The sequence below is a fragment of the Lactiplantibacillus sp. YT640 genome, assembly GCF_049745435.1.
In the GTDB taxonomy this organism is placed as follows: domain Bacteria; phylum Bacillota; class Bacilli; order Lactobacillales; family Lactobacillaceae; genus Lactiplantibacillus; species Lactiplantibacillus plantarum.
This window is the reverse complement of the sequence record NZ_JBMNVY010000003.1, coordinates 20,749-37,052: the sequence shown is the minus strand read 5'-3', so window position 1 is coordinate 37,052 and position 16,304 is coordinate 20,749. Positions and strand designations below refer to the sequence as shown.

12 protein-coding genes are annotated in these 16,304 nt (G+C 45.9%); 11 read left to right on the top strand and 1 reads right to left on the bottom strand.

Going from position 1 to position 16,304, the window contains the following annotated elements:
- Nucleotides 1-78 precede the first annotated feature (78 nt).
- From ylqF to ACOV1R_RS02950, 9 genes are all read left to right on the top strand, one after another.
- The gene (gene ylqF, locus ACOV1R_RS02990) at nucleotides 79-933 is read left to right on the top strand and encodes a ribosome biogenesis GTPase YlqF (protein WP_003644425.1); all 855 of its coding nucleotides are present in this window, start codon (nucleotides 79-81) and stop codon (nucleotides 931-933) included.
- Entirely contained in the window at nucleotides 926-1,693 is a 768-nt protein-coding gene (locus tag ACOV1R_RS02985; RefSeq protein WP_015380381.1) for a ribonuclease HII, read from the top strand. Before ylqF ends, ACOV1R_RS02985 begins: the two co-directional genes overlap by 8 nt.
- A 78-nt stretch (nucleotides 1,694-1,771) precedes the next feature.
- Nucleotides 1,772-2,638, top strand: coding sequence for a DNA-processing protein DprA (dprA, locus tag ACOV1R_RS02980; protein ID WP_003640564.1), 867 nt, complete (start codon nucleotides 1,772-1,774; stop codon nucleotides 2,636-2,638).
- Nucleotides 2,639-2,726: 88 nt separating this feature from the next.
- Nucleotides 2,727-4,874, top strand: coding sequence for a type I DNA topoisomerase (gene topA, locus ACOV1R_RS02975; protein WP_003645027.1), 2,148 nt, complete (start codon nucleotides 2,727-2,729; stop codon nucleotides 4,872-4,874).
- Nucleotides 4,875-5,152: 278 nt separating this feature from the next.
- Nucleotides 5,153-6,478 (top strand): FADH(2)-oxidizing methylenetetrahydrofolate--tRNA-(uracil(54)-C(5))-methyltransferase TrmFO, encoded by a 1,326-nt coding sequence (trmFO, locus tag ACOV1R_RS02970; protein ID WP_015380379.1) that lies wholly within the window; start codon nucleotides 5,153-5,155, stop codon nucleotides 6,476-6,478.
- 79 nt (nucleotides 6,479-6,557) lie between these two features.
- Complete coding sequence (gene xerC / locus ACOV1R_RS02965) at nucleotides 6,558-7,502, top strand: tyrosine recombinase XerC (RefSeq protein WP_003640561.1); 945 nt, start codon at nucleotides 6,558-6,560, stop codon at nucleotides 7,500-7,502.
- Entirely contained in the window at nucleotides 7,486-8,028 is a 543-nt protein-coding gene (hslV, locus tag ACOV1R_RS02960; RefSeq protein WP_003638820.1) for an HslVU peptidase proteolytic subunit, read from the top strand. The genes xerC and hslV overlap by 17 nt, the downstream gene beginning before the upstream one ends.
- 17 nt (nucleotides 8,029-8,045) lie before the next feature.
- Complete coding sequence (gene hslU / locus ACOV1R_RS02955) at nucleotides 8,046-9,464, top strand: ATP-dependent protease ATPase subunit HslU (RefSeq protein ID WP_027822556.1); 1,419 nt, start codon at nucleotides 8,046-8,048, stop codon at nucleotides 9,462-9,464.
- Nucleotides 9,465-9,490: 26 nt separating this feature from the next.
- Nucleotides 9,491-10,369, top strand: a complete 879-nt coding sequence (locus ACOV1R_RS02950) for an aldose 1-epimerase family protein (RefSeq protein WP_003640559.1) — start codon at nucleotides 9,491-9,493, stop codon at nucleotides 10,367-10,369.
- Nucleotides 10,370-10,563: 194 nt separating this feature from the next.
- Here ACOV1R_RS02950 and plsY read toward each other — a convergent pair whose 3' ends face one another.
- Nucleotides 10,564-11,190: a glycerol-3-phosphate 1-O-acyltransferase PlsY gene (plsY, locus tag ACOV1R_RS02945; protein WP_003644419.1), complete on the bottom strand. Its 627-nt coding sequence runs from the start codon at nucleotides 11,188-11,190 to the stop codon at nucleotides 10,564-10,566.
- Nucleotides 11,191-11,674: 484 nt separating this feature from the next.
- Here plsY and parE point away from each other — a divergent pair, with 484 nt between their 5' ends.
- Together parE and parC are read left to right on the top strand one after the other, a co-directional pair.
- Nucleotides 11,675-13,681, top strand: a complete 2,007-nt coding sequence (gene parE / locus ACOV1R_RS02940) for a DNA topoisomerase IV subunit B (RefSeq protein ID WP_027822557.1) — start codon at nucleotides 11,675-11,677, stop codon at nucleotides 13,679-13,681.
- A 13-nt stretch (nucleotides 13,682-13,694) separates the two neighbouring features.
- Nucleotides 13,695-16,145: a DNA topoisomerase IV subunit A gene (gene parC, locus ACOV1R_RS02935; protein ID WP_027822558.1), complete on the top strand. Its 2,451-nt coding sequence runs from the start codon at nucleotides 13,695-13,697 to the stop codon at nucleotides 16,143-16,145.
- The last annotated feature ends 159 nt before the right edge of the window (nucleotides 16,146-16,304 follow it).

Sequence of the window (16,304 nt, the reverse complement as noted above, 5' to 3'; positions counted from 1 at the left end):
AGCCAGTGCCGTTAAAGAATTTTAACAATGATCAAAGTTTGAAGGCATTCACGCCACGAGAAAAAGGAGCACAACGTAATGGCAAATATTCAATGGTACCCAGGTCACATGGCCAAGGCGATTCATCAAATTCAGGACAATTTACATTTAGTTGATATTGTTTTTGAATTGGTCGACGCCCGGATCCCAGTGGCTTCCCGGAATCCAGAAATTGAAAAAACGGTCCAACAAAAACCACACCTCTTAATTATGACCAAGAAGGACTTGGCAGATCCCCAAGCGACAGCTGACTGGGTCAAGTATTACGAAGACCAGGGTCAAGTTGCGATCGCGGTCGATTCACGTAGCCGTACGATTGGTAAACAAATGACGCAAGCGGCTAGTGACATGTTAGCTGACAAGTTAGCAAAAATTGCGGCCCGTGGCATTACTAATCGGCCAATCCGCGCAGTTTGTGTCGGTATCCCCAACGTTGGTAAATCGACCTTATTAAACCATATTGTCAATAAAAAAATTGCCAAAGTCGGTGATCGTCCGGGCGTTACCAAGGGCCAACAGTGGCTCAAAGCGTCCAATAAATTGGAATTACTCGACACCCCAGGGATTTTATGGCCGAAGTTTGAAGACCAAGTCGTTGGTACCAAGCTGGCCGTCACGGGTGCGATTAAGGAAAATATCTATCCTAACGATGACGTCGCTTTGTTTGCCTTGGACTTCTTCAAGCAGCACTACGCGGCACGCTTAGTCGATCGTTATCATTTGACGGCTGAGCAGTTAACCTTACCAAATCCGGAATTACTGATTGCGATGACGAAAAATGCGGGGATGCGCGATGACTGGGAACGTTTCTGCGTGGCCTTCCTCTTAGATATTCGCAAGGGCCGGCTCGGTCGTTTTACGCTCGACTTAACGGGGGATCAACCCGATGCCTGAACGAACGATTGCGGATTTTAAACGGCTACTGGCTGACCAACCAACGGTATCGCTTCTAGCCGCGGCTCAAGCCGATCCTCGCAAGGGCGTGCAACAGGCTTATCAACACTATTTGCGACAAGCTGAAAAACAGGCGGCGTTAGTGACACGTTTTAATCAACATATGCGTTTAGAACGGGATTTTTGGGCCCACGGCGGACAATACGTTGCTGGGATCGATGAAGTTGGTCGCGGCCCGTTAGCTGGACCAGTCGTAACTGCCGCTGTAGTCTTGGACGATCATTTTGATTTGCTAGAAGTCAATGATTCAAAGCAATTAACCGCTAAGAAACGGGCGGCCCTGATGCCACGGATCCTAGAAGAAGCGGTCGCCGTGGGAATCGGCGTTGCGGATGCCCAACAAATTGATCAATTAAACATTTATGAGGCGACCCGAGTCGCAATGGCCCAAGCCGTCCGTAACCTGTCCGTCCGGCCAACACGTTTACTAGTTGATGCGATGCAGGTGCCGGTACCAATTGAACAGACCCGTCTAATCAAGGGCGATGCGAAAAGCGCGAGCATCTCGGCGGCTAGTATTGTCGCCAAAGTCGTCCGGGATCACTTAATGACAATGTATGATCAAGTGTATCCCGGGTACGACTTTGCTGATAATATGGGCTACGGGACTGCTAAGCATTTGGCCGGGTTGGCCAGTCTCGGCGCTACGCCGATTCATCGCCAATCTTTTTCACCGGTTCGAAATGCTAAGCGGGTCTAAATCCGTAACTACTCTTTAAAGAAGCCGTTCCGTTGACGACTAATGTCAACAAGGGCGAACTTAAGGAGTCGTGATAACATGCAATTAAGAAGTTTATTGATTCGATTACATTTAGCGCACGGCATCGGGTATGCCGGGATGGTACGCGTGTTACAACACTGTCGGCAGGTTCAGACGGTCGTCACTGATCCCCGCCGATTAGGTAAGTTGGCCCATTTAACTGCTAGTCAGCAGGGGCGTTTTACCGCTGATTGGCAAAGTATGGCGTTTCAACAGCGACTAAAACGCCATGCGCAGCTTGATATTTTAACAATCTTGGATGATGATTACCCACCGGCCTTATTAGAAGCCTATCAACCACCATTAGTGTTGTTTTTGCGCGGGCAGCGTGCGTTACTAACGACACGTCAACTTGCGGTTGTTGGTGCTCGGCAGGCCACATCGTATGCGGAACGGGTCACGACGCAATTATTGGCACCGTTAGCAACGGCAAAGTTGACCATTGTCAGTGGACTAGCGAAGGGAGCCGATGGTTTTGCACATCGGACCGCCCTTCGTTTTAACTTACCGACAATCGGGGTGATTGGGACCGGGCTGGATATTAGTTACCCCCGTCAACACCGTGACCTACAGCAGCAAATTAGTCAGGTCGGTTTACTAATCAGTGAGTACCCGCTGGGGGTGGGTCCGGAACCATACCACTTCGTTGCTCGTAACCGGATTATTGCCGGGCTGTGCCAAACGGTTATCGTGGTCGAGGCGCAGGCCCATTCTGGGAGTCTGATCACTGCTAATATCGCGTTACAAAACAATCGCAACGTTCTGGCGGTACCTGGACCAATTGATGCACCATTTTCAGTTGGGTGCAATCAATTGATCGTTGCGGGGGCCAAACCAGTCTTAAATTCGCGACATATAATAGAAGAGTTTTTACCAAAAATTTGACAACACGAAATTTTTGAAATATGATTACAGGGATTTCTTAAACTGATATTTATAATAATGATAATGAAACCTGTAAGGAGCTGATCGAGTGGCTGCAAGTACAACTAAAGCCAAACCGGCGGCAAAGCGGAAGACCGCAACTAAAACTGCTACCAAGCGGAAAAGCAAAACACCCGCTAAAAAATTGGTGATCGTGGAATCACCATCTAAAGCAAAAACGATTGAAAAATATTTAGGTCGTTCTTATAAAGTCGTCGCTAGTCTGGGCCATATTCGGGATTTACCGAAGAGCAAGATGGGTGTCGACGTGGATAACGACTACGAACCGCACTATATCTCGATTCGCGGTAAGGGTGATGTGATCAAAGGATTGCGGAAAGAGGCTAAAAAAGCCAAAGCCGTGTACCTCGCATCTGACCCGGACCGTGAAGGGGAAGCCATTGCTTGGCACTTATCCTATTTATTAGGACTTGACCCTAAGGATAAAAACCGGGTCGTCTTCAATGAAATCACCAAGGATACGGTCAAAAACGCTTTTAAGGAACCGCGTTCAATTGATATGGACCTAGTGGATGCCCAACAGGCCCGGCGAATTTTGGACCGGTTAGTGGGTTACTCAATTAGTCCATTATTGTGGAAAAAGGTCAAAAAGGGGTTATCGGCCGGTCGGGTGCAATCGATCGCGCTAGATTTGATCATTCAACGTGAAAATGAAATTAAAGCGTTCAAACCCCAAGAGTATTGGACGATCGATAGTGAATTTCAAAAGGGTCGTTCCAAATTCATGGCAAGTTTTTATGGAACCCATGGTAAGAAGCAACCGTTGGATGACAACGATGCGGTGCAAAAAATCTTGGGCCAATTAGACCGGAATGGCGATTTTAATGTCGTCAAAGTCGTCAAAAAAGAACGTAAACGGTTCCCGGCGCCGCCATTTACAACCTCTACCATGCAACAGGATGCCAACCGGAAGTTGAATTTCCGGACGCGTAAGACCATGATGGCAGCACAACAATTATATGAAGGCATCAATGTTGGTGGTAAGGAAGGTAGCGTCGGCTTAATCACTTATATGCGGACTGACTCGACGCGGATTTCGTCGATTGCGAAGCACGAAGCGTCACAATTCTTGCATAAAGAATACGGCGCAGAATATGCGGCCACCAAACCTGTCAAGGGCAAGTTACCAGAAGGCGCTCAGGATGCCCATGAAGCAATCCGACCCTCATCCGTCTTCCGGACACCAGCTAGCATCAAAGACTACTTGACGAAGGATCAATTCCGGTTATACCAGCTGATCTGGTCACGGTTTGTGGCTAGTCAGATGACGCCCGAAGTACTTGACACAATGGCGGTCACGATCGACCAAAATGACGTCCAATTCCGGGCGAACGGGTCGAAGACGAAGTTTGCTGGTTTTACGAAGATCTACGATAAGACGGAAAAGAATAACGTCTTACCAGATTTAAGTGAAGGTGATGTGGTCAAGTTATCGAAGACTGATCCGCAACAACACTTCACCCAGCCACCCGCACGTTACTCTGAAGCCAACCTCATCAAAGCATTGGAAGAAAATGGTGTGGGGCGGCCGTCAACGTACGCACCAACCCTGGATACGATTCAGCGGCGCTACTACGTCAAATTAGAAGCGCGCCGGTTTGTGCCGACTGAACTCGGCGAGATCGTTAACGATATTATTCAGGAATACTTCCCGGATGTCGTTAATGTCGGCTTTACTGCCAGTTTAGAAGAACAGTTGGATGCGACTGAAGAAGGTAAGGAAAACTGGGTTAAAGTCGTCGATAGTTTCTACAAGCCGTTTTCTAAAGAAGTCGCAACGGCTGAGGAAAGTATGGAGAAGATCCAAATCAAAGACGAATTAGCGGGCTTCAATTGTGATATTTGTGGCGCGCCAATGGTTGTGAAGATGGGCCGTTACGGCAAATTCTTTGCCTGCTCCCGTTTCCCGGATTGTCGTAATACGAAGCCGATCGTTAAAGAAATTGGTGTCGTTTGTCCGCAATGTAAGAAGGGCCAGGTCATTGAGCGGAAATCGAAGAAGAACCGGATTTTTTATGGTTGTTCCCGCTTCCCAGATTGTGACTTTGTCTCTTGGGATAAACCGGTTGGCCGTGATTGCCCGAAGGATGGCCATTACCTGGTCGAAAAGAAGGTCAAAGGTGGCAAGCAAGTGCTTTGTCCGAATGGCGATTATACCGAAAACGTTCAAAAATAAATGAAAAAAAGGTCATCTAGGGATGATCTTTTTTTGTGCATTGTCAAATAATGCGTACAATTTTTGAAAATACGTTGATAAAATTCGTAATTTAAACTGATTAACAAGTGTTTTATCGGGAAAATAAACGCCCGTTTAAATTAATGTTCGCTTTAAGCTTGACGGTGGACATGTCATTGCAGGATTTGCTGATGCCATTAGTTGTCTTCTGCTAGTTTCTCAGGTATGATGACAACAATACTATCAATGGTATGACAACAAGAAAAGAGGAATTCTGGATGGCATCAATACCAACAGTAAACGTAATTGGCGCCGGTTTAGCCGGCTCAGAGGCCGCTTGGCATATTGCTAATATGGGCGTCAATGTCCGGCTGTATGAAATGCGGCCCAACAAAATGACTCCCGCCCATCACACGGCGCAATTTGCTGAATTAGTGTGTACGAACTCACTGCGGGCGAACCAATTAGCCAACGCGGCGGGCCTACTAAAGGCCGAAATGCGGCAGATGGATTCGATCGTGATGCAAGCGGCTGAACACCACGCTGTCCCAGCTGGTGGTGCGCTAGCCGTTGATCGGGATACGTTCTCTGCAGAAATCACGGCTGCAATCACCGCGTTACCTAATGTTGAAATTATTAATGAAGAAATTACTAGTCTCCCAGATGGCATTACGATCGTAGCGACTGGACCATTAACGGCGGCGTCCTTAGCGAAATCGATTCAAGCGTTTAACGACGAAGATGACTTACACTTTTTTGATGCGGCCGCACCGATTTTAACGAAAGATTCGATCGACATGGATAAGGTGTATCTCAAATCACGCTATGACCGTGGTGAAGCGGCCTATCTGAACTGCCCAATGTCGGAAGCCGAATTTGACGTTTTCTATGACGCGTTGATTCACGCCGAAATGGCCGAAGCGCATGATTTTGAAAATTCAGATGTCTTTGAAGGCTGCATGCCGATCGAAGTGATGGCACAACGTGGGCGCCAAACGATGCTATTTGGCCCACTTAAACCAGTGGGCCTTGAAGATCCGAAGACGGGCAAACAACCCTTTGCGGTCGTTCAGTTGCGCCAAGATGATGCCGCTGGTGATCTATATAATATTGTCGGCTTCCAAACTCATCTTAAGTGGGGCGAACAAAAACGGGTCTTTTCACTGATTCCGGGTCTGGAGAACGTTGAATTTGTCCGTTATGGCGTCATGCATCGTAATACTTTTATGAAGTCACCGAAACTATTAACGCCAACTTATCAGACACAGCAACGGCCCGATTTATTTTTTGCGGGCCAAATGACGGGTGTCGAAGGCTATATTGAAAGTGCGGCGAGTGGCATCGTTGCTGGAACCAACGCAGCGCGCTTAGCACTTGGTTTAGAACCGGTCGTTTTTCCAACGGACACGATGATGGGGGCGATGGCCCACTATATCACGCATACGAGCGCTAGCAACTTCCAGCCCATGAACGCCAACTTTGGCATTATGCCAAAACTCAAACAGCGCATTCGGGATAAGCGTGAACGTAATACGGCGATTTCTGAACGGGCCTTGGCTGACCTGACGACTTTTAAAGATGAAACGTTGACCGTTAACAACTAAAATATCGCCCCATTGACAGGGTGCATAATTGTGTTTTCCTCCATACTTTGCTAAAGTAGCAACGTATGGAGGTTTTTGCATGGAAACGGATTATTTAACCCTCTTTTTAAAGTACATTCGGGTTGAACGACAGTATTCGGAAGAGACCGCTGCTGCTTATCGGGAAGACATTCAAGCTTTTAATGATTTCTTAACGGCAAATGGCGGCGCGAAAGCGTATACTGAAGTTGACCGGTTGGACGTTAACGTCTATTTAAGTCATTTATATGACCGGCACTTGACCCGAAATTCAATTGCTCGGAAAGTTTCAAGCTTGCGGTCGTTCTATAACTTTTTGGTTAAGAATGATTTAGCTAAATTGAATCCCTTCGTGTACGTCCAACTCAAAAAACACGCGGCGCGCTTACCCCGTTTTTTCTATCAAAAGGAGCTGGACGTATTATTTCAAACCGTCTATGCGGATGATAGCGTGATGGGGGCCCGGAACGCGGCGTTATTAGAAGTCCTGTATGGTACTGGGATTCGGCTGAGTGAGTGTGTCGATCTACAATTAGCCGACGTTGATTACGACCTAAAAATGATGTTGATTCGTGGGAAGGGCGATAAGGAACGTTACGTCCCGTTTGGTCGGTACGCGGCTACCGCGCTTCAGCATTACGAAACCGTCTGCCGGCAGCCCGTGATGGCCAAGTATGGTCAAACGCACCAAACGGTGTTTATTAATCGTCACGGCGGCCCCATTACTGGCGGCGGAATCGAATATGTCTTGAATCAAATCGTTAAGAAAAGTAGTTTAACGGCTGATATTCATCCCCACATGCTCCGGCACACGTTTGCAACGCAGATGCTGAATAATGGTGCCGATTTACGGACCGTGCAGGAGCTGTTAGGTCATACAAGTTTGTCAACGACGCAAATTTATGCGCACGTGACAAAGGAACATTTACAACAAGATTATCGTCAATTTTTCCCACGGGCAACGCGGGAATCGACAAAGGAGACTGAACATGACAACGAAATTTGAAGCAACTACCATTTGCGCCGTTCGCCAAAACGGCCATAACGCCATGGCCGGTGATGGTCAGGTCACGATGGGTGAAAAAGTCGTAATGAAAGGGACAGCCCATAAAGTTCGGCGGATTTATAATGATCAGGTCGTCGTAGGTTTTGCCGGGAGTGTCGCGGATGCGTTTAACCTTGAAGATCGTTTTGAAAAGAAACTCAACGAATTTTCTGGTAATTTACAACGGGCAGCCGTTGAGCTTGCCCAGGAATGGCGCAGTGACCAGGCGTTACAGAAATTGGAAGCTTTGTTGATCGTCATGAACAAAGATGACATGTTACTTGTTTCTGGGAGTGGTGAAGTAATCACGCCGGATAACGACGTCTTAGCCATTGGTTCTGGTGGTAATTTTGCCTTAGCCGCAGCTCGCGCAATGCAGCTGCATGCCAAGGATATGAGTGCCAAGGAAGTCGCTGAAGCGGCAATCCATATTGCCGGCGACATTGATATCTTTACCAATCATAATGTGATCTCAGAAACGTTGTAATGTAGGAGGAAACGCTTATGGAAGAAATCAATAAGACACCGAAACAAATTGTGGCCGCGCTTGATAATTATGTTATTGGTCAAAACCAAGCTAAAAAAGCGGTGGCAATCGCGCTACGTAATCGTTATCGGCGGATGGAACTTTCTGCTGAAATGCAGGAAGAAATTACCCCCAAAAATATGCTGATGATCGGACCAACCGGGGTCGGGAAGACCGAAATTGCCCGGCGGTTGGCTAAGATTGTGCACGCCCCGTTTGTGAAGGTTGAAGCAACTAAGTTTACGGAAGTCGGCTATGTTGGTCGCGATGTTGAATCCATGGTTCGTGACTTAGTGGACGTGGCTACCGAGATGGAAAAACAACAGGCTTATTCTGGTGTGCGGGCACAAGCGGTGCAGGCTGCTGACAAACGGCTCGTCAAATTATTAGTACCAGCCCAAAAGAAGCAGGCTAAGAACAATGGTAACGAGTTCCAAAACATGATGAACATGTTTAGCCAGATGCAAAACGGCCAGACCCCCAACGTTGACGATTCAAGTAACGAAGAAGTGACCGATGAAGTTCGTAATCAACGATTATCAGTTGCCGATCAGTTGAAAACGGGGCGCTTAGAAAACTCAGAGGTTACCATCGAGATGGATGACCCCCAGCAAGCCGCCGCGGGTAATAATAACATGCTTGGTCAAATGGGTATTGATCTTGGTGATAGTTTAGGTGCCTTAATGCCCAAGAAGCGGATCCAACGGACAATGCCAGTCTCAGAGGCCCGAGAAATTTTAGTCCGGGAAGAATCCGAAAAGTTAGTCAATAACGCTGATATTTATCATGATGCGATTGTCCGTGCTGAAAATACCGGGATTATTTTTATCGATGAAATTGATAAGATTACTAAGGGTGGTCAGCAAGGTTCCGGTGAAGTTTCACGTGAAGGGGTTCAACGAGATATTCTGCCAATCGTTGAGGGGTCGCAAATTTCAACAAAATATGGTCCCATCAATACTGATCACATTCTGTTTATCGCTTCCGGGGCCTTTGCGGAAAGTAAACCTAGTGATCTGATTGCTGAATTGCAAGGCCGTTTTCCAATTCGAGTCGAATTAGACGATTTAAGCAAGGATGACTTTGTTAAGATTTTGACGGAACCTAAGAATGCGTTGATTAAGCAGTATATCGCCTTGATCGGTACGGACAACATTAAAGTGACGTTCACGATTGAAGCTATCGAAGCGATTGCCACGATTGCCTATAAGGTCAACCATGAGACACAAAATATCGGCGCCCGTCGTTTGCACACCATTTTGGAAAAGCTCTTGGAAGAATTGCTATACGAAGGTCCTGACATGGAAATGGGCGAAGTCACAATCACTGAAAGCTATGTCAACGAGCGAATCGGTAACATTGCACAGGATAAGGATCTTAGTCGTTACATCTTATAAAATTTATCAAGGGGGCGTTTACGCGGATGACAGTCGAATTAAAGAATGAGTACCTCACCGTTTTGATCAATGAAGCTGGGGCGGAATTAAGTAGTGTCAAGTCGAGTGACGGTATTGAGTACATGTGGCAGGCCGACAAAACTTTTTGGGGCCGGCACGCACCCGTGCTTTTTCCAATCGTTGGTCGTTTAAAGGATGACCAGTATACTGTTGCTGGTCAGGCTTATCACATGGGACAACATGGTTTTGCCCGCGACAATGACTTTACGGTCGTCAACCAAACGGCCACACAAGCAACATTTGAATTGACCGATAGTCGTGCGACGCGGGAGATGTATCCGTACGCGTTTCGATTACGTTTGATTTATACGTTGACGGATCATGAATTGACCGTTAACTACAATGTGCATAATCCAGCTAATCAAGAGCTGTTATTTTCTGTTGGTGGGCACCCAGCATTTAACGTACCACTCGCTGATCCGGCGGGCACACTAGCTGATTATAAGGTTACTGTGGCACCACGAAAGGTCTACGCGCATATTCCATTACAGGCACCGTTGAACGATGCGGCAAATGCGGATGACTTCGACCTGACCAAGCCATTAGCACTTAGCCGGGATTTGTTTAAGGACGATGCCCTGATTTTGGATTTGAATCATCACGAGACGACGTTAATGTTGGACACTGATCTGGATGATCATGGGGTAGCGATGACGATTGAAGATGCACCATACGTCGGCATGTGGTCACCATACCCCGCAGAAGCGCCGTTCGTGTGCTTAGAGCCATGGTGGGGCATTGCGGATAACGTTGATAGCGACGGTCAATTAAGCCATAAGATGGGCATTAACCGGCTTGCAGCGAACCAGACGTTTGATGCTAAATATGCGATTAGCTTTTTCTAACTAAAATACTGTGGTTTAGTGAAACCGGTCGACAGGTTTGACCGGTTTTTATTGTGGTCTGAAAAGATAGCAAAATAAAGAATTGTATCATCTTACTTTAACTAGAAACAAAAAATACAAACCCAGCACCAAAGCTTACCCGTTCCTAAATAAAAAGACCACTCAGTAATGAAATGGTCTTGAAAGTAACATAATTATTTGCGGTTAGCCCGTTGCTGACGTCGCCAACCAAGTCCGAAGTGTACCAATGATTCGGTCCCGTTTTTGATACGTGCAATATTACTGCGGTGCCGATAGAAGATGAAGAGGGTCAATGCAAAGGCCACGAGTGATAGCAACCAATCCTGATAGTAAAAAATTGCAATCAACGTGACGATTGGAAAAGCCGTCATACTAGCAACACTGACCATACTGGTCGTGTAAACCAATAATAACATGATGGCACTAGCAATTAAGAAGAACTCCCAGTTGTAGGCCAATAAGATCCCAGCACTCGTGGCAACGGCCTTACCACCTTTAAAGCCGATGTAAATTGAGAAAGTATGTCCTAAAATAGCTGCTAGTCCAATCAATAAGGTATACCGGTTATTCATATGAAATAGCAAGGTCGGTTGTAGTGCTGCGATGGTGCCTTTTAGAATATCCATCACCATGACAATTGTCCCAGCGGTCGGGCCTAGGACCCGGTACGTGTTGGTAGTTCCGATATTACCGCTACCTGCTTGACGAATATCAGTGTGAAAGAAAAACTTGCCAATAATGACACCCGAAGGAATCGCGCCAATTAAGTAGGCGATGATCAGCATAATTATTATTTTCAAAGTTGGTTCCTCCTGCAATAGAATCACTCAATATTTTAGCATTCTTTTTAAGATTGTGGGGATTAATTAGTTTAAAAAATGATGATTGCGTGTCAAATTATGAAAATAAAATGATTTTTTGATAATTATTATGTGCCTAAAAGCGGGTGGTTAGGGCCTTTAAAGCGCTAACTGTCAAATTAATCACGCATTTTAAGAACTGGTCGTGACCAGTAATAAGTTTATTCATTGAACTGGCGCTTAGAATCAACATGAGGTAAGCTAGTAAGTGGCTTAATTTTTAAAAGATAGTTTTAGACGCGAACGTGTGTTTGCTATTTTAATTGTTAACGTGTATGCTAACAGATGAAGAGCCACAAGTGACAATTAGAAATTAACATAATTGTACCTTGACAGGTTGGGGCTTTTAGGACTATTTTATTACGGTTACCTGAAAGCCGCACCTAGTTGAGGTAGATTTTTAAAGATAAAAGGAGTTGTGAGAATGGCCAAGAAAAGCCCAAAATATGATGATTCTTCAATCCAAGTACTTGAAGGATTAGAAGCCGTTCGGAAACGTCCCGGAATGTATATCGGTTCTACAGACGGCCGCGGACTCCATCACTTAGTTTATGAAATTGTCGATAATGCCGTTGATGAAGCCTTAGCTGGCTATGGTAAAGAAATCAACGTGATTATTCACGCCGATAACAGCATCACCGTTGTCGATCATGGTCGTGGGATGCCAGTTGGAATGCATGCTTCCGGTATTCCAACACCTGAAGTTATCCTCACGGTTTTGCATGCTGGTGGTAAGTTCGGCCAGGGTGGTTATAAGACTTCTGGTGGGCTGCATGGGGTCGGTGCGAGCGTCGTTAACGCATTGTCGTCCGAATTGACGGTAACCATCGTCCGTGATGGCTACCGCTACGTTGAACATTTCAAAGATGGGGGTCATCCCGTCGGTACCCTTGAAAAGAAAGGGAAGACTAATAAGCCAACTGGAACGACAATGACTTTTAAGCCGGACGCTAGTATCTTTACAACGACGGTTTATAATTTTCAAACGTTGGCTGAACGGTTGCGTGAATCTGCATTCTTACTGAAAGGCGTCAAAATCACGCTGACTGACGAACGGGAAAATCAACAACAAGAGCTGGTCTTCCATTACGAAGATGGTATCAAGGCGTTTGTCAGTTACCTCAATGAAGATAAGGACACCCTCGGGGATATTATGTTCTTTGACGGCACTAAGGAAGGTGTCGAAGTTGAGGTCGCTGCGCAGTACAACGATGGCTATTCGGAAAACTTGTTGTCATTCGTCAATAACGTGCGAACGCCAGACGGTGGGACTCATGAAGTAGGGTTCCGCAGTGCCTGGACGAAAGCGTTCAATGAATATGCTCGCAAGGTTGGCCTATTGAAGGACAAGGATAAAAATTTGGAAGGCTCCGATGTCCGTGAAGGGTTATCCGCTGTTATTTCATTACGAGTACCGGAAAATCTCTTACAATTTGAAGGTCAAACTAAGGAAAAGCTCGGAACACCCGAAGCACGAACGATTGTTGATAATATTGTGAGTGAACAACTTCAATTCTTCTTGATGGAAAATGGTGAATTTGCTCAAATGCTGATTCGCAAATCCACCAAAGCTCGGCAGGCTCGTGAGGCTGCCCGTAAGGCCCGTGATGAAAGCCGAAACGGTAAGCGGCGTCATAAGCAGGAACGGTTACTTTCTGGAAAATTAACGCCAGCGCAGTCTAAAGACGCTAAGAAGAATGAATTATTCTTAGTCGAAGGGGATTCGGCCGGTGGTTCAGCTAAACAGGGGCGTGATCGAAAGTTTCAAGCAATTTTGCCATTACGTGGTAAGGTGTTGAATACCGAAAAGGCCAAATTAGCTGATATTGTCAAGAATGAAGAAATTAATACCATGATTTACACAATTGGTGCGGGTGTTGGTCCTGAATTTGATATTAAGGCCAGTAATTATGACAAGATCATTATTATGACCGATGCCGATACCGATGGTGCCCATATTCAAATTCTCTTACTGACATTCTTTTATAAGTACATGCGGCCAATGATTGACGCTGGTAAAATCTACATTGCGTTGCCACCGCTGTATCGATTACAAAAAAAGCAGAACAAGCAGTTACGGACGGAATATGCATGGACTGACGAAGAGTTAACGCTCAAGACCAAGTCATTTGGTAAGGGCTATGCACTCCAGCGCTACAAGGGACTTGGCGAAATGAACGCGGAACAGCTATGGGAAACAACCATGGATCCTGAAAAACGGACCTTAGTCCGAGTTCGAATCGATGACGCTGCCTTAGCAGAAAAACGGGTCACAACGTTAATGGGTGACAAAGTTGAACCTCGTCGAAAATGGATCGAAAGTAACGTCCACTTTAATTTGGACGAAGACGGGTCGTTACTAGATAACGAGGCCGTCTCATCCGCACATGAGCAAGCCGACGAAGAATTGGCACAACAGCTAAAACAATAGAGGGGGTCGTAAAATGGCAACTGAACAACCAAAAATTCAAGAACTAACCCTTGAAGACGTCATGGGCGACCGCTTCGGCCGTTATTCTAAATATATTATTCAAGAACGGGCCTTGCCAGACATCCGTGATGGCTTGAAGCCAGTACAACGACGAATCTTATACGCCATGAATCAGGATGGCAACACCTTTGACAAAGCGTTCCGTAAGTCCGCTAAATCAGTCGGAAACGTCATGGGTAATTTTCATCCCCATGGTGATTCTTCGATTTATGAAGCAATGGTTCGTCTTAGTCAGGACTGGAAGTTACGGGAACCGCTGATTGAAATGCACGGGAATAATGGTTCCATGGACGGTGATCCGGCTGCCGCCATGCGGTATACCGAGGCACGTTTGAGCAAAATCGCTGGTGAAATGCTTCAAGACATTGATAAAAAGACTGTCGATATGGTCCTAAATTTTGATGATACGGAGTACGAACCAACTGTTTTACCGGCCCGCTTTCCGAACTTATTAGTTAACGGGGCAACGGGGATTTCAGCCGGTTATGCAACGGAAATTCCGCCGCATAACTTGAGTGAAGTCATTGATGCGATTTTATTCCTGATGAATCACCCTAAGGCAACGCTTGAAGATTTGATGGACTTTGTCAAGGGCCCCGATTTTCCAACTGGGGGGATCATTCAAGGCTTAGCAGGTATCAAGCAAGCCTATGAAACTGGCCGTGGGCGTATCGTCGTGCGTTCGCGAACCAGGATCGTACCGCTTAAGGGGAATAAATCACAGATTGAAGTTTCAGAGATCCCTTATGAAGTTAACAAGGCGCAATTGGTGAAAAAAATTGATGAAATTCGCATTCTGAAGAAGATCGAAGGTATCGCCGAAGTTCGTGATGAAAGTGACCGTCAGGGATTATCAGTGGTGATTGAACTGAAGCGTGACGTCAATGCAGAAGGTATTCTGACTTACTTACTCAAAAATACCGATCTACAAATTACTTATAACTTCAATATGGTCGCCATTTATCATCAACGGCCCGAACACGTTGGGCTGAAAACGATTCTAACGGCCTACTTGGAACATCAACGGGACGTTGTAACCCGTCGGACCCAATTTAACTTACAGAAGGCTATGGATCGCCAACACATCGTTCAAGGATTAATCAAGGCGATGTCCATCCTCGACCAAGTAATTAAAACGATTCGTGGTAGCAAGGATAAGAAGAACGCCAAACAGAACTTGGTCAGTCAATTCGATTTCTCTGAGATTCAAGCTGAAGCCATCGTGACAATGCAACTTTATCGGTTAACCAATACCGATGTGACGCAGCTAGAAAAAGAATCAGCTGAACTGGCCAAGGCTATCGCAACCTATCAGCTGATTCTGGCAGAGCCTAAAGAACTCGATAAAGTTTTACGGCGCGAACTAAAGGCCGTTCAAAAAGCCTATCCAACGAGCCGTTTGACTGAGATTCAAAATGAAATTCAAGAATTAAAGGTCAAGACCGAGGTCGTGATTCCACAAGAAGACGTCATTGTTATGATTAGCCATGATGGTTATATCAAGCGAACCAGCTTACGCTCTTATTCAGCGTCTGAGCCCGATGATAACGGGCTTAAAGATGAGGATTATCCGATCTATCTAGCTAAAAATAGCACGTTAGATCATTTAATGATGTTCACCAACATGGGCCATCTCATTTACCGGCCGATTTATGAAATTGCTGACGCCAAATGGAAAGATACCGGTGAGCACATTTCTCAGACGATTGGGCTGGCTGAAAACGAGCGCATCACGTGGGTCTATTCTTTTGAGAACCTTAAAGCTACCGGAAAATTCTTAGTGGCAACTAGTGATGGCTATATCAAACAAACGGCTTTTGCTGATTACACGCCGGGTCGAACTTATAAGACTCGGGCTAGCCAGTTCATCAAAATGAAGTCAGACGATGCAACCGTTGTAACAGTCGAATACTTACCAGCTGCACCAACGGGAACCCTGATTCTGATAACGCAACATGGGTATGGCCTTCGTTATGATTTAAGCGAGGTCCCAACGATTGGTGCGAAGGCGGTCGGCGTGAAATCTATGGATCTGCGCGACGATGCCATTGTACGGGCAACAATCGCCGCAGATGATGATTTGATTGCCATGATTACGCAACGGGGTTCATTCAAGAAGATGAAGGTGGCAGATTTACCCGTGACAAGTCGTGCACGGCGGGGCGTTCAAGTCTTACGGGAGTTGAAAAACAATCCACACCGGGTCGTTGATTATGTCTTAGTTGCTAGTGACGCAAATGGGGTTGCACTTGATGTGCTGACTGATCGTGGTAAGCACCATTCGATCTTGAATGATGATCATCCTACTAGTGCGCGTTATTCTAATGGCTCTTTTGTAGTTGATACTGATACTGAAGGGGAACCTGTTTCTATGCAGATCCATCCGATCCCACTAACGGTATAGTTTCCAATGCGAATACTTGCACGTTAACGGGCATTCGATTAAGATAATATTATAACAGGGTAAAAGATTATGAATTAGTTAAGCTTTATTTACCAATAACAACCGCTTGCTTTCACTTTGAATCTTGTATAAAATTATAGATATCATAAGATGGCGATA